Source organism: Aquipseudomonas ullengensis, from assembly GCF_014174475.1.
Lineage (GTDB): Bacteria > Pseudomonadota > Gammaproteobacteria > Pseudomonadales > Pseudomonadaceae > Aquipseudomonas > Aquipseudomonas ullengensis.
This window is the reverse complement of the sequence record NZ_JACJUD010000003.1, coordinates 214,137-227,257: the sequence shown is the minus strand read 5'-3', so window position 1 is coordinate 227,257 and position 13,121 is coordinate 214,137. Positions and strand designations below refer to the sequence as shown.

Annotated in this window: 14 protein-coding genes; 10 read left to right on the top strand and 4 right to left on the bottom strand. The window is 62.8% G+C overall.

Going from position 1 to position 13,121, the window contains the following annotated elements; genetic code table 11:
* Position 1 precedes the first annotated feature (1 nt).
* Positions 2–334 carry a PilZ domain-containing protein gene (locus tag H3H51_RS10350; protein ID WP_183088967.1) on the top strand — a complete coding sequence of 111 codons (333 nt, stop codon included), beginning with the start codon at positions 2–4 and terminating at the stop codon, positions 332–334.
* An 82-nt stretch (positions 335–416) separates the two neighbouring features.
* Here the strand turns inward: H3H51_RS10350 and clpB are convergent, their stop codons facing one another.
* The 3 genes from clpB to rluD all read right to left on the bottom strand — a co-directional run bounded on the left by clpB (position 417) and on the right by rluD (position 4,807).
* Complete coding sequence (gene clpB, locus H3H51_RS10345) at positions 417–2,981, bottom strand: ATP-dependent chaperone ClpB (protein WP_183088966.1); 2,565 nt, start codon at positions 2,979–2,981, stop codon at positions 417–419.
* Between the two features lie 126 nt (positions 2,982–3,107).
* Positions 3,108–3,836, bottom strand: a complete 729-nt coding sequence (pgeF, locus tag H3H51_RS10340) for a peptidoglycan editing factor PgeF (protein WP_183088965.1) — start codon at positions 3,834–3,836, stop codon at positions 3,108–3,110.
* Positions 3,836–4,807: a 23S rRNA pseudouridine(1911/1915/1917) synthase RluD gene (rluD, locus tag H3H51_RS10335; protein WP_183088964.1), complete on the bottom strand. Its 972-nt coding sequence runs from the start codon at positions 4,805–4,807 to the stop codon at positions 3,836–3,838. The genes pgeF and rluD overlap by 1 nt, the downstream gene beginning before the upstream one ends.
* A 148-nt stretch (positions 4,808–4,955) precedes the next feature.
* Between rluD and H3H51_RS10330 the strand changes: the two genes are divergently transcribed.
* The 4 genes from H3H51_RS10330 to H3H51_RS10315 all read left to right on the top strand — a co-directional run bounded on the left by H3H51_RS10330 (position 4,956) and on the right by H3H51_RS10315 (position 9,287).
* Positions 4,956–5,984, top strand: coding sequence for an outer membrane protein assembly factor BamD (locus H3H51_RS10330; protein WP_183088963.1), 1,029 nt, complete (start codon positions 4,956–4,958; stop codon positions 5,982–5,984).
* 138 nt (positions 5,985–6,122) lie between these two features.
* Positions 6,123–6,359: a PP0621 family protein gene (locus tag H3H51_RS10325; protein ID WP_183088962.1), complete on the top strand. Its 237-nt coding sequence runs from the start codon at positions 6,123–6,125 to the stop codon at positions 6,357–6,359.
* Positions 6,349–7,944, top strand: coding sequence for a sensor histidine kinase (locus tag H3H51_RS10320; RefSeq protein WP_328803651.1), 1,596 nt, complete (start codon positions 6,349–6,351; stop codon positions 7,942–7,944). The genes H3H51_RS10325 and H3H51_RS10320 overlap by 11 nt, the downstream gene beginning before the upstream one ends.
* A gap of 2 nt (positions 7,945–7,946) precedes the next feature.
* The gene (locus tag H3H51_RS10315) at positions 7,947–9,287 is read left to right on the top strand and encodes a sigma-54-dependent transcriptional regulator (protein WP_183088961.1); all 1,341 of its coding nucleotides are present in this window, start codon (positions 7,947–7,949) and stop codon (positions 9,285–9,287) included.
* A gap of 4 nt (positions 9,288–9,291) precedes the next feature.
* On the opposite strand, the gene thiO is transcribed toward H3H51_RS10315, so the two are convergent.
* Positions 9,292–10,389 carry a glycine oxidase ThiO gene (gene thiO / locus H3H51_RS10310; RefSeq protein WP_407926497.1) on the bottom strand — a complete coding sequence of 366 codons (1,098 nt, stop codon included), beginning with the start codon at positions 10,387–10,389 and terminating at the stop codon, positions 9,292–9,294.
* Positions 10,390–10,462: 73 nt separating this feature from the next.
* On the opposite strand from thiO, the gene H3H51_RS10305 reads away from it, so the two are divergent.
* From H3H51_RS10305 to H3H51_RS10285, 5 genes are all read left to right on the top strand, one after another.
* Positions 10,463–10,978, top strand: coding sequence for a GspH/FimT family pseudopilin (locus H3H51_RS10305; RefSeq protein WP_183089343.1), 516 nt, complete (start codon positions 10,463–10,465; stop codon positions 10,976–10,978).
* Between the two features lie 101 nt (positions 10,979–11,079).
* Positions 11,080–11,535 carry a GspH/FimT family pseudopilin gene (locus tag H3H51_RS21360; protein WP_407926481.1) on the top strand — a complete coding sequence of 152 codons (456 nt, stop codon included), beginning with the start codon at positions 11,080–11,082 and terminating at the stop codon, positions 11,533–11,535.
* Positions 11,536–11,542: 7 nt separating this feature from the next.
* Positions 11,543–12,046, top strand: coding sequence for a type IV pilus modification protein PilV (pilV, locus tag H3H51_RS10295; protein WP_183088958.1), 504 nt, complete (start codon positions 11,543–11,545; stop codon positions 12,044–12,046).
* Complete coding sequence (locus tag H3H51_RS10290) at positions 12,043–12,645, top strand: PilW family protein (RefSeq protein ID WP_183088957.1); 603 nt, start codon at positions 12,043–12,045, stop codon at positions 12,643–12,645. Before pilV ends, H3H51_RS10290 begins: the two co-directional genes overlap by 4 nt.
* Positions 12,642–13,118 carry a PilX N-terminal domain-containing pilus assembly protein gene (locus tag H3H51_RS10285; RefSeq protein WP_183088956.1) on the top strand — a complete coding sequence of 159 codons (477 nt, stop codon included), beginning with the start codon at positions 12,642–12,644 and terminating at the stop codon, positions 13,116–13,118. The genes H3H51_RS10290 and H3H51_RS10285 overlap by 4 nt, the downstream gene beginning before the upstream one ends.
* The last annotated feature ends 3 nt before the right edge of the window (positions 13,119–13,121 follow it).

The following is a 13,121-nucleotide window of genomic DNA, read 5'->3' as shown; positions in this document are numbered from 1 at the left end:
TTTGGACGACCGTCGTCAACACAGCCGGCATGCCACCGAGCTGCACATCGAGGTCTTCGACCTTCACTCCGGCCGCCGCCTCGGGCGCGTCGTTGACCTCTCCGCAGACGGCTTCATGCTGTTCAGCGAGAGCCCACTGGAAAACGACTCGGTCTGGGAATGCCGCCTGACAGTGGAGCCGCCGGTGGATGACATCCATGAGATCCGCCTGGGCGCCGACTGCCTCTGGAGCCGCCCCGGCGCCAATAACCAGAATGGCTGGAGCGGCTTCCACATCATCGACCTGGCCGACGAGCAGGCCAGCGCGCTGGAAGTCGTCCTGCAGCATATCTAGGCCCTGGCAGCACAAACAAAACGCCCCGCACGGCAAGCCGTAGCGGGGCGTTGTTGTATGCAGCCCGAGCGAGCCGCCAGGCTTAGCTGAAGACCAACTGCTCGCCTTCGACCCGCGCCTTGATCTGCGCGCCCGGCAGGAAGGTCCCCGCCAGGATCAGCTGCGCCAGCGGGTTCTCGATCCAGCGCTGGATCGCCCGCTTCAGCGGCCGCGCGCCATATACCGGGTCGTAGCCGACGGCCACCAGCTTATCCAGTGCCTCGTCCGACAGCTCCAGATGCAGCTCGCGCTCGGCCAGGCGCTTGCTCAGGCGCTGCAGCTGGATCTGCGCGATACCGGCGATCTGCTCACGACCCAGCGGCTCGAACACCACCACCTCGTCGATGCGGTTGATGAACTCGGGGCGGAAGTGGCTACTCACCGCATCCATCACCGCCGCACGCTGCGCCTCGCGGTCGCCGACCAGCTCCTGGATCTGCGCCGAACCGAGGTTGGAGGTCATCACCACCACGGTATTGCGGAAGTCCACGGTGCGTCCGTGACTGTCGGTCAGGCGGCCATCCTCAAGCACCTGCAGAAGGATGTTGAACACATCCGGGTGAGCCTTTTCCACCTCGTCGAGCAGCACCACGCCGTAAGGCTTGCGGCGCACCGCCTCGGTCAGGTAGCCACCCTCCTCGTAACCGACGTAGCCGGGCGGCGCGCCGATCAAGCGGGCCACGGAGTGCTTCTCCATGAACTCGGACATGTCGATGCGCACCATCGCCTCCTCGGTATCGAAGAGAAACTCGGCCAGCGCCTTGCACAGCTCGGTCTTGCCCACCCCGGTAGGGCCGAGGAAGAGGAACGAGCCGCTCGGCCGATTGGGGTCGGACAAGCCGGCACGGGAACGGCGCACGGCACTGGATACCGCCACCACCGCCTCGTCCTGGCCGATCACGCGCTGGTGCAGCAGGCCTTCCATCTTCAACAGCTTGTCGCGCTCGCCTTCGAGCATCTTGGCCACCGGAATGCCGGTCCACTTGGACACCACTTCGGCGATTTCTTCATCGGTGACCTTGTTGCGCAGCAGCTGGTTTTCCACCTTGCCGTGCTGGTCGACCATCTGCAGGCTGCGCTCCAGGTCGGGGATTACCCCGTACTGCAGCTCGGCCATGCGTTGCAGGTCGGACTTGCGCCGCGCCGCCTCGAGGTCAGCCTTGGCCTGCTCGATGCGTTGCTGGATCTGCGCCGCGCCCTGCACCTCGGCCTTCTCCGACTTCCAGATTTCCTCCAGGTCGGCGTATTCCAGCTCCAGCTTGGCGATATCTTCCTTGAGCTTTTCCAGGCGTTTGAGCGCCGCGTCGTCGTCTTCCTTCTTCAACGCTTCGCGCTCGATTTTCAACTGGATCAGGCGCCGTTCCAGACGATCCAGCGCCTCCGGCTTGGAGTCGATTTCCATGCGAATGCGGCTGGCCGCCTCGTCGATCAGGTCGATGGCCTTGTCCGGCAACTGGCGATCGGTGATGTAGCGATGGCTGAGCTTGGCCGCCGCGATGATCGCGCCATCGGTGATAGTCACCCCGTGGTGCACCTCATAACGCTCTTTGAGGCCACGCAGGATGGCGATGGTGTCTTCTTCGCTCGGCTCGTCGACCAGCACTTTCTGGAAACGCCGCTCCAGCGCGGCATCCTTCTCGATGTACTGGCGGTACTCATCCAGGGTGGTGGCGCCGACGCAGTGCAGCTCGCCACGGGCCAAGGCCGGCTTGAGCATGTTGCCGGCATCCATCGCGCCCTCGGCCTTGCCGGCGCCAACCATGGTGTGCAGCTCGTCGATGAACAGGATGATCCGCCCTTCCTGCTTGCTCAGTTCATTGAGCAGCGACTTCAAGCGCTCTTCGAACTCGCCACGGAACTTGGCACCGGCGATCAGCGAGCCCATGTCCAGGGACAGCAAGCGCTTGTCCTTCAGCCCGTCCGGCACCTCGCCATTGACGATGCGCTGGGCCAGGCCTTCGGCGATGGCGGTCTTGCCCACGCCCGGCTCGCCGATCAGCACCGGGTTGTTCTTGGTGCGACGCTGCAGAACCTGGATGGTGCGGCGGATTTCGTCGTCGCGACCAATCACCGGATCGAGTTTGCCTTCTTCGGCCCGCGCAGTGAGGTCGACGCAGTACTTGTCCAGCGCCTGGCGTGATTCCTCGACGTTGGGGTCGTTCACCGCCTGACCGCCGCGCAGGTTAGTGACCGCGTTCTCCAAGGCCTTCTTGGTCACGCCCTGGGCCAGCAGCAGCTTGCCCAGCTTGGTGTTGTCGTCCATCGCCGCCAGCAGCACCAGCTCACTGGAGATGAACTGGTCGCCCTTCTGCTGCGCCAGGCGATCGGCCTGGTTGAGCAGGCGTGCGAGGTCCTGCGACAGGTTGACGTCGCCGGTGGGGTTCTGGATTTTCGCCAGGTGGTCGAGTTCCTTGGTCAGCGCCTGGCGCAGGCCATTGACGTCGAAACCGACCTGCATCAGCAGCGGTTTGATGGTGCCGCCCTGCTGATCGAGCAGCGCCTGCAACAGGTGCAGGGGTTCGATGGCCGCGTGGTCAAGGCCCACAGCCACGGATTGTGCATCGGAAAGGGCAAGCTGCAGCTTGCTGGTTAAACGGTCTATTCGCATGGGTGTTCGTCCTTCCTTTTAGGGGCAGACCGGGGCGATGAGCACCCCTGAAACGAAAAGCCTGCCGAGATGAAGACTAGATGAGGACAGTTTCCCGCGATTCAAGCGCAGCTCGCTTGATTAGCGTCAATCAGCCAGCCAGACCAGCGAGGCAAAACGCCCGGTGCGTGATGCACGACGGTAGGAAAAGAAGCGCGGATCGCTGACCGTGCAGTAGCCACCGCCATACACCGCAGTGACGCCGCGAGCGGCCAAGCGGATGCGCGCCAGGGCGTAGATATCGGCCATGAACTTGCCGTCATTCGCACTGGGACGGAAAGCCTGCTCGGCGTCGGCATGGCTAGAGACGAAAGCCTCGCGCACCTCGGCGCCGACCTCGAAAGCCGCCGGACCAATAGCCGGACCGAGCCATACCAGCACCTGCTCGGGCGGCAGGGCCAAGGCATCCAGGGTCGCCTCCAGCACACCACCGGCCAACCCGCGCCAGCCGGCATGGGCAGCAGCCACGCGGGTGCCGGCACGATCGCAGAACAATGCCGGCAGGCAATCGGCAGTCAGCACCGCGCTGGCGATGCCGGGTGTGGCACTCCAGCTGGCATCGGCCTCGGCGACCAGAGCCGGATTGGCTTCGGCCACAGCAATGCCGTGCACCTGGCGCAACCAGGCCGGCTGACAGCGCAACTGCGAAATCAGGAGAAGGCGATTGGCGCTGACGGCCTGCAGATCATCCTCGACATGGTCGCCGAGGTTGAGGCTGTCGAAGGGCGCAAGGCTGACACCGCCGGCACGGGTGGTGACGCAGGCCCGCACATTGGCCGGTGCCGGCCAGTCGGGAGTCAGCCAGTCAGCGCTCATCAGACGAAGGATTCGTTGTCCTGGCGCAGCAGGGACAGCATCCATACGAGGTCATCCGGCAATGGCGATTCCCACTTCATGCGCTGCCCGGTGATCGGGTGGATGAGTTCGAGGAAACGCGCATGCAGGGCCTGGCGCGGGAATTCCTTGAGGGTCTGCACCAGGGTCGGACTGGCTGCCGGCGGAATACGGAAGCGCCCGGCGTATAGCGGGTCGCCCACCAGAGGGAAGCCGACATGGGTCATGTGCACGCGAATCTGGTGGGTGCGGCCGGTTTCCAGCTTGACCCGTACATGGGTGTGCGAGCGGAAACGCTCGAGCACGCGGTAATGGGTCACCGCCTGCTTGCCGCCATCGATCACCGCCATGCGCTGGCGGTTGGCCGAGCTGCGGCCGATCGGCGCGTCGATCTTGCCACCGGAGGTGACCACGCCGATCACGATGCATTCATAGATGCGGCTGACCGAGCGCTTCTGCATCTGGTCGACCAGCTTGGTCTGCGCCTGCAGGGTCTTGGCCACGACCATCAGGCCGGTGGTGTCCTTGTCCAGGCGATGGACGATGCCGGCGCGCGGCACGTTGATGATGTCCGGCACATGGTGCAGCAGGGCGTTGAGCAGGGTACCGTCGGCATGCCCGGCAGCCGGGTGGACCACCAGGCCGGCCGGCTTGTCGATCACCAGCAGGTGCTCGTCCTCGTAGACGATATTCAGCGCGATGTCCTGCGCAATCCACTCGCCCTGGGCCTCTTGCTCGGCCTCCAGGGCCAGCACGGCGCCACCGTGCACGATGTCGCGCGGGCGCACCACGGCGCCGTCGACAGTCAGGCGGCCATCCTTGATCCAGGTCGACAGGCGCGAGCGCGAGTATTCGTCGAACAGCTGGGCTGCGACCTGGTCGAGGCGTTGCCCACCTAGTGCGGAGGGCACTTCGGCGGAGAGTTGGATGAGCTGATCGGAATCTTCGGACATGGGCTACTGCGGAGGGCGGTGCAGCTTTTGGTTTCGGCTGCACGCTGTGGTTAAATACGGCGTCTTTGTCCCGGGTGTTTCCGGGGCGCTCATCATAACAGGACGGTCCAGGCCAAGACAGCCGACCGTCACAGGGACGCAAGCCGCCATGCAAGTGAAACACCTGCTGCTGATCGCAATCCTCTCCCTCACCGCCGCCTGCTCTTCCAAACCGGAAGTGGACGAGAACCTGAGCGAGACCGAGCTGTACCAGCAGGCCCAGGAAGACCTCAACGACAGCAGCTACAACAACGCCGTAGCCAAGCTGAAGGCCCTGGAATCGCGCTATCCCTTCGGCCGCTACGCCGAACAGGCCCAGCTCGAGCTGATCTACGCCTACTACAAGAACGCCGAGCCGGAAGCTGCCAAGTCGGCCGCCGAGCGCTTCATTCGCCTGCACCCGCAACACGCCAACGCCGACTATGCCTACTACGTAAAAGGCCTGGCCTCGTTCGACCAGGACCGCGGCCTGCTGGCGCGCTTCCTGCCGCTGGACATGACCAAGCGCGACCCAGGCGCCGCACGCGACTCGTTCAACGAATTCGCCCAGCTCACCAGCCGCTACCCGAACAGCCGCTACGCCCCGGACGCCAAGGCGCGCATGGTCTACCTGCGCAACCTGCTGGCCGCTTACGAAATCCACGTCGCCCACTACTACCTGACCCGTCAGGCCTATGTCGCCGCTGCCAACCGCGGTCGCTATGTCGTGGAAAACTTCCAGGAAACCCCGGCAGTCGGCGACGGCCTGGCCGTGATGACCGAAGCCTACCAGCGCCTGGAAATGAACGACCTGGCCGCCACCAGCCTGGAAACCCTGAAGTTCAACTACCCAGACCACCCGAGCCTGGTCGACGGCAACTTCGTTCCGCTCGAAGAAGAAGCCGACAACCGCTCCTGGCTGGCCAAGGCCACCCTCGGCCTGATCGAATCCGACGCCCCGCTGCCACCGGGCGAAACCCGCGCCAGCCAGGACGTGATCAAGCAGTACGAAGACGCCCAGGAACAGATCCCGGACGAGCTGCAGCCGGAATATCAGAACGAAGCCAAAGAGCAGGCCCAGGAAGAACAACAGGAAGCCGAAGGCAACAACGACGACCGCTCCTGGTTCAGCTACATGACCTTCGGCGTCTTCGACTGAACAACGCCGCGTCAGTAAAAGGGAGGCCTCGGCCTCCCTTTTTCATGCCTGCCACTCGGCCCAGCCGCCTGCTTTATCTGCTGCGCCAGGGCTGCGACCTTGGCTACACTGCTCGCCTGCCAACAAGAAGAGCCCGCCATGTTCCGTCTGCTGTTCTGGATTGCCCTGATCACCGCCGCCGTGTGGCTCTGGCGACGACTCAAACGCCCCGCCACTCCGGCACAAAAAGCTGCCCCACAGGATGACCCGGCGCCCATGGTGCGCTGCGCCCAGTGCGGCGTGCATATCCCGCAGTTACAGGCACTGAGCGCGGACAACCGCTGGTATTGCAGCCAGGCCCACCTGCAACAGGGCCCAGGCAACAGTGAACGCTGATGCCCTGAGCCTGGCCGGTGCCCAAGGCCGCCGGATACTGCGCCTCTACCACCTGTACCGGGTCTCGGTCGGTATGGCCCTGGTACTGCTGATCTCCAGCAACCTGGACGACGAGCTGCTGGACCTGGCCCACGAGCAACTGTTCCGCTACGGCAGCTGGGCCTATCTGGTGCTCAACGTGCTGGTGGCCGTGCTGATCCAGCGCCCGCGCCACCTATTGCAGGTATTCAGCCTGGCGCTGCTGGATGTGCTGCTGCTGTCCGCACTGTTCTATTCCGCCGGCGGCATCCCCAGCGGCATCGGCAACCTGCTGATCGTCGCGGTGGCCATCGCCAACATCCTGCTGCGCGGCCGCATCGGCCTGCTGATTGCGGCTGTCGCAGCCAGCGGCATGATCTACCTGACCTTCTACCTCAGCCTCAGCCGCCCGATTGCCGCCGGCCAATATGTGCAGGCCGGCACGCTGGGCGCACTGTGCTTTGCCGCCGCGATCTTCCTCCAGGGCCTGAGCCGGCGCCTGCAGGTCAGCGAACGCCTGGCCGAACAGCGCGCGGTCGACGTCGCCAGCCTCGAAGCGCTGAACTCGCTGATCCTGCAGCGCATGCGTACCGGCATCCTGGTGCTCGACCGGCAGAACCGCGTACTGCTGGCCAACCAGGGCGCGCAGATCCTGCTCAACCGTAACGAACTGGCCGGCAAGGTGCTCGACCCGCACTGCCCCGATCTGGTCAAACGCCTGCAGCAATGGCAGCAGAACCCCACCCTGCGCCCGCAAAGCCTGCAGATAGTCGCCGACGGCCCGCTGCTGCAGCCGAGCTTCATTTTCCTCCAGCGTGGCAACGAACAGCACACCCTGGTGTTTCTCGACGACATCTCGCAGATCACCCAACAGGCCCAGCAACTCAAGCTGGCCTCCCTCGGCCGCCTGACCGCAGGCATCGCCCACGAGATCCGCAACCCGCTCGGCGCCATCAGCCACGCCGCCCAGTTGCTGCAAGAGTCGGAAGAACTGGAAAGCCCCGACCGGCGCCTGGCCCAGATCATCCAGGACCATTCGCGGCGGATGAACCTGGTGATCGAGAACGTTCTGCAGCTCTCGCGCCGGCGCCAGGCCGAGCCCCAACTGCTCGACCTGAAATACTGGCTGCACCGTTTCGCCAGCGAATTCCGCAACTCCCTGGCGACCCTCGACCAGACCCTGCACCTGGAAACCATCGGCGGCAGCCTGCAGACTCGTATGGACCCGCACCAGCTGACCCAGGTGCTGACCAACCTGGTGCAGAACGGCCTGCGCTACAGTGCGCAAAAGCACCAACTGGGCCAGGTCTGGCTAAAGTTGTTCCGCGACGCGGAAAGCGACCTGCCGGTACTCGAAGTGCTCGACGACGGCCCCGGCGTGCCGGAAGAGCAGGTGCAACACATCTTCGAGCCGTTCTATACCACCGACAACAAAGGCACCGGCCTGGGCCTGTATATTTCCCGCGAACTGTGTGAAAGCAACCAGGCGCGCCTCGACTACAAACCCCGCGAGGGCGGCGGCAGTTGCTTCCGCATCACCTTCGCCCATCCACGCAAGCTGAGCTGACCATGAGCACCCGGCAAAGAGCCCTGATCGTCGACGACGAGCCCGACATCCGCGAACTCCTGGAAATCACCCTGGGCCGGATGAAGCTCGACACGCGCAGCGCGCGCAACGTCAAGGAAGCCCGCGAGTGGCTGGCGCGCGAGCCCTTCGACCTATGCCTGACCGACATGCGCCTGCCCGACGGTACGGGCCTGGAGATCGTGCAGCATATTCAGCAGCGCCACCCGCAGGTGCCAGTGGCGATGATCACCGCCTACGGCAGCCTGGACACCGCGATCAATGCACTCAAGGCCGGCGCCTTCGACTTCCTGACCAAGCCGGTCGACCTCGGCCGCCTGCGTGAACTGGTCGCCACCGCCCTGCGCCTGCGCAGTGCCACTGACGAAGAAGTCACGGTCGATACCCGCCTGCTCGGCGAGTCGCCACCGATGCGCACCCTGCGCGGGCAGATCCTCAAACTCGCGCGCAGCCAGGCGCCGGTCTATATCAGCGGCGAATCGGGCAGCGGCAAGGAGCTGGTCGCCCGCCTGATCCACGAACAGGGGCCACGCGCCGAACGCCCGTTCGTGCCGGTCAACTGCGGCGCCATCCCCTCGGAGCTGATGGAAAGCGAATTTTTCGGCCACAAGAAAGGCAGTTTCACCGGTGCCATCGAAGACAAACAGGGGCTGTTCCAGGCCGCCAATGGCGGCACCCTGTTCCTCGACGAAGTCGCCGACCTGCCGCTGAGCATGCAGGTCAAGCTACTGCGCGCCATCCAGGAAAAAGCCGTGCGCGCCGTTGGGGGCCAGCAGGAAGTAGTGGTCGACGTACGCATCCTCTGCGCTACGCACAAGGACCTCGCCGCCGAAGTCGCCGCCGGCCGCTTCCGCCAGGATCTGTTCTACCGCCTCAACGTCATCGAACTGCGCGTGCCACCGCTACGCGAGCGCCGCGAGGACATCCCGCTACTCGCCGACACCATGCTGCACCGCCTCTGCGAAGGCACCGGCCTGCCCCTGACCCGACTGGCCGACGAGGCCATGGACAAGCTCAAGAGCTACCGCTTCCCCGGCAACGTGCGCGAACTGGAGAACATGCTCGAACGCGCCTACACCCTGTGCGAAGGCGAGCAGATCAAGGCCAGCGACCTGCGCCTGGCCGAAACCAGCACCAGCAGCGAAGGCGGCGAAGCCTCGCTGGCACAGATCGACAACCTGGAGGACTACCTGGAAGACATCGAGCGCAAGCTGATCATGCAGGCGCTCGAGGAAACCCGCTGGAACCGCACCGCTGCAGCCCAGCGCCTGGGCCTGACCTTCCGCTCGATGCGCTATCGCCTGAAGAAGCTGGGGATCGACTAATTCGTCAACCCAGCCGGCCAGCAGGGGAATAGGGGGCAGGATCGACAATCGGCTCGCGCCCAAGCATCAGATCCGCCAGCAGCCGGCAGGACGCTGGCGCCAGTACCAAACCATTGCGGTAATGCCCGCAGTTGAGCCACAGCCCCGGATAACCCGGCACCTCGCCAATAAAGGGAATACCTTCGGGCGAGCCCGGACGCAATCCAGCCCAATGCCCGACCACCTCGGCCTCTGCCAGCGCCGGCAGTAGCTCTACAGCAGAAGCCTTCAGGCTCGCCAGGGCCACCTCGGTCGGCGTCTTGTCGAACCCTGCATGCTCCAAGGTGCTGCCGATCAGGATGTGGCCATCCTTGCGCGGAATGGCATAGCGCCCCCTGGCCAACACCATGCTCGGCAAGAAGTCCTCGGCACACTTGTAGAGAATCATCTGCCCCTTCACCGGCTCGACCGGCAGACTCAACCCCAGACTTGCCAACAACTCACCGCTCCAGGCGCCGGCGGCAAGCACCACTTGCTCGGCACGAACCTCGCCAGCCGAGGTCATCACCCCGCAGACACGTCCATCCTGCCGAATGAAGCCCTTCACCTCACACTGCTCATGCAACTGCACATTAGGCATGGCTTGCAAGGCCGCTCGCAGCGCCTTCATCAGGCGCGGGTTGCGTACGTTGGCTACGTCCGGCATGTGGATGGCGCTCGCAAAACCATCCCCCAGTGAAGGCACGGCAGAGTAAACCTCAGCCATCGCTACTTTCTGCAGCCTGCAGTCATTGCCCTGAGGCCAGAGCAACGCATCGCGCTCATCTTCCAGGTCGAGCCAGTACAGACCAGTCGAATGCACTTGCGGGTCAATCCCGGTATCAAGCCGGAGCAGCTCGCCCAACTGGGGATAGTAGCTCTGCGACCATTGCGCCAGAGCGGTGACCGCAGGTCCGTAGCGCCAGGGATACAAAGGGGAAACGATGCCCCCTCCAGCCCACGAAGCCTCGCCGCCGACCCCGCCACGCTCGACAAGCACAACCTCAACACCCTGCGAGCCGAAATTCAGCGCACTCAACAAGCCGAGTGCGCCACCTCCCACTATTGCAATCCGAACCGGCATCCCGCTTGGCATTCAACAACCTCTATCTACACTCAGCAACGCACTCAAACACCATCAGCAAGGATGCTGAAACATGAAGAGAATCCATGGCCATAGCCTGGCCGAACTGCTTATTGGCTTATCAATACTGGCCATTCTACTCAGCACCGCCGCCCCCGCACTGAGCGGAATGATCGAGAACAACGAAACGACCTACGCCATTAACCAGATGACTGGCGCTATCAATCACGCACGCAGCGCCGCTGTTTTCAGTCACCAAACCACAGTTCTTTGTGCAGGAGAAACTGACTGCAGCCGCACCACCACATGGAACGACTCACTGCTCATCTTCCACGACATTAATAACAACAGCCGCATAGACAACGGAGAGTCCGCACTACGCCATGAACAACTTCCCGATGGTTATTCCTGGCACTGGTCAAGCTTTCGCAAGCTAACGCAGATTATCTACGAACAGAATGGCACCACCCAGGCGGCCAACGGCACCCTGACCCTGTGCAAAAACGGGAAACCGCGACGACAGATCGTCATCAGCCTGTCTGGCAGAGTTCGCCAACAAGCCCCGCGACCCGAAAAAACCTGCAGCTAAGTCACTCATCGCGCTTTTGCTACGCCTGTCCGCTTCAAGTGGTCACCCAAACTGGCGCTCATTAGCATCCATTGTCAGAAATCCCTTGAATCGAGATCGCCATGTCCTGCAGCCGAACAATGGATAGACGACACACAGGCCAACAACGAGGCTTTTCTCTGTTGGAGCTGATGGTCGTGCTGGCAATCATCGCGATTGTCGCGCTGATTGCCCTTCCAGATTTCCGGTCGACCCTCGACGCCAGTCGCACAACATCTGCCGCCAATAATCTGCTAGGCGCCTTTAAGCTGGCTCGCAGCGAAGCAGTCCTCCGCCGAGCCAGCGTAACCGTATGCCCAAGCAGCGATCAGAGCACCTGCAGCGGTAGCTGGAGCGATGGCGGGGTAGTCCGCACTAATGCAGGCGTAGTGATTCGCACCATCCCTGCAGCAGGCGGTGTAACGATTGCCGGAGCCGCGATCAGCTTCAACGGGGACGGCACCTCAGCCGGAGGCAGCGTAACAGTAGATACACGCACCGTTACGGTAAACCCAATCGGCCACAGCAAAGTTGAGTAAGCGCCCGATGAGAACTCACCCAACCCTCCGCAGCCATGGTTTCACGCTGATTGAAGTCATGGTTGCCCTGGTCGTACTCGCGGTTGGCCTGCTGGGAATGGCAAGCCTGATGGTCCGCAGCCAGCAATCGAATGAAAGCGCGTACGCGCGCAGTCAAGCCACCCTGCTGGCCTACGACATCATCGAAAGAATGCGAACCAACAAACTAGCCTACTCAGCACTGGAGTCCCGCAAAGTCAGTTTTGCCACCCAGAACAGCGCCTACGCCTTAAGCGCCCTGCCGAACTGCGCTACACCGGCCACAGGCACTCAGGCCGTAGGGAGCGCACGAGCAGCACAAGATCTCGCCCAATGGTGCGCTTCGGTACGCACCAATCTGCCTAGCGTCGTACCCGGACAAACCAGCATCGTTCGCGGAACAGGGGCGGAAATAAACACTTACACCGTGAATATCGCCTGGCTGGAAAGTAGCCAGGACACGCAGTTCGTCCGCGTGGAGGCTGAGCTATGAAAAACTACTCTCGCGGATTCTCCTTGGTTGAACTGATGGTTGCGGTCCTCATCAGCTCGATTCTCATCCTGGGCGTTACCGACCTGTTCATGAGTTCGTATTTTTCCAGTCGCAACAACACCGAGCTGGCCCAAATGCAGGAAAGTGGGCGTATTGCCCTGGAAATCATCGGTGCCGATGCCAGACGAGCAGGCTACCAAGGCTGCGGTATTGCGGCAGATACGGAAACCCCGCTCCCCAATAGCGGTGGGACTCTGCCAGACGATGCGGTAACCAGCACAGCAGCCAGCAACATTACCTTCCGCTATGCCGTTCCGGGTAGCGGCTGCACTGATGCCACGGGTAGCTCGACTGCTCTGGACCTGACCAATCCGCCGATCACCTACAGCAGCGCCAACAACACCATATCCCGCAACGACGACCCGATCCTCGATGACGCCAGCATGGCTGTCGAGTTTCTTCCATCAGGCAGCGCCGTCTCCGCCACAGCCATTCGGGTGACCATCACCATCAGCGACTCGCGCGGCGCCAATGAAATCACTCCACTGAACGCCCGTACCTTTAGCGGCACCTACGAACTGAGGAACCGCCTGCTATGAACAATCACAAGCAACGCGGCATCGTCCTTGTGGTGAGCCTGCTTCTACTCTTGATCCTCACCCTGATCGCGATTACTGCCGCCAACCAGTCCTCATTGCAGCTGCGCATTTCATCCAACAGTCAGGAGCAAAATGCGGCCTTCCAGGCTGCAGAAAGCGGCCTCATCAAATGGACTGAATCGTACTTTCAAAGCACCAGCTACTCGATGCCCAGCGCCACGTTCGCCCCCACCATGGATCTAACAGCGGGCCCTGTGACCGCGGTCAGCAATGGAAGCCCCCGTGAGACATTTTCAATTCTGGCAATTTCCAACCCCAAAACCTGCTCTGGTCAAGGTATGCGCCCGGGAAGCATTGAACTCTATTGCTTTGAAGTTCAAAGCACCGGCCAGGCGTGTGACAACGACGGCAACTGCACAGCTACCGCGGTACACCGACAAGGTGGCCAGCGCCGAGGCGCTACAAGCCTCTAGCCA

Excerpts from the sequence above, each read along its gene's own strand:
- clpB (WP_183088966.1), bottom strand. The coding sequence starts at position 2,981 with ATGCGAATAGACCGTTTAACCAGCAAGCTGCAGCTTGCCCTTTCCGAT.
- pgeF (WP_183088965.1), bottom strand. The coding sequence starts at position 3,836 with ATGAGCGCTGACTGGCTGACTCCCGACTGGCCGGCACCGGCCAATGTG.
- rluD (WP_183088964.1), bottom strand. The coding sequence starts at position 4,807 with ATGTCCGAAGATTCCGATCAGCTCATCCAACTCTCCGCCGAAGTGCCC.
- H3H51_RS10330 (WP_183088963.1), top strand. The coding sequence starts at position 4,956 with ATGCAAGTGAAACACCTGCTGCTGATCGCAATCCTCTCCCTCACCGCC.
- H3H51_RS10325 (WP_183088962.1), top strand. The coding sequence starts at position 6,123 with ATGTTCCGTCTGCTGTTCTGGATTGCCCTGATCACCGCCGCCGTGTGG.
- H3H51_RS10315 (WP_183088961.1), top strand. The coding sequence starts at position 7,947 with ATGAGCACCCGGCAAAGAGCCCTGATCGTCGACGACGAGCCCGACATC.
- thiO (WP_407926497.1), bottom strand. The coding sequence starts at position 10,389 with ATGCCGGTTCGGATTGCAATAGTGGGAGGTGGCGCACTCGGCTTGTTG.
- H3H51_RS10305 (WP_183089343.1), top strand. The coding sequence starts at position 10,463 with ATGAAGAGAATCCATGGCCATAGCCTGGCCGAACTGCTTATTGGCTTA.
- H3H51_RS21360 (WP_407926481.1), top strand. The coding sequence starts at position 11,080 with ATGTCCTGCAGCCGAACAATGGATAGACGACACACAGGCCAACAACGA.
- pilV (WP_183088958.1), top strand. The coding sequence starts at position 11,543 with ATGAGAACTCACCCAACCCTCCGCAGCCATGGTTTCACGCTGATTGAA.
- H3H51_RS10290 (WP_183088957.1), top strand. The coding sequence starts at position 12,043 with ATGAAAAACTACTCTCGCGGATTCTCCTTGGTTGAACTGATGGTTGCG.
- H3H51_RS10285 (WP_183088956.1), top strand. The coding sequence starts at position 12,642 with ATGAACAATCACAAGCAACGCGGCATCGTCCTTGTGGTGAGCCTGCTT.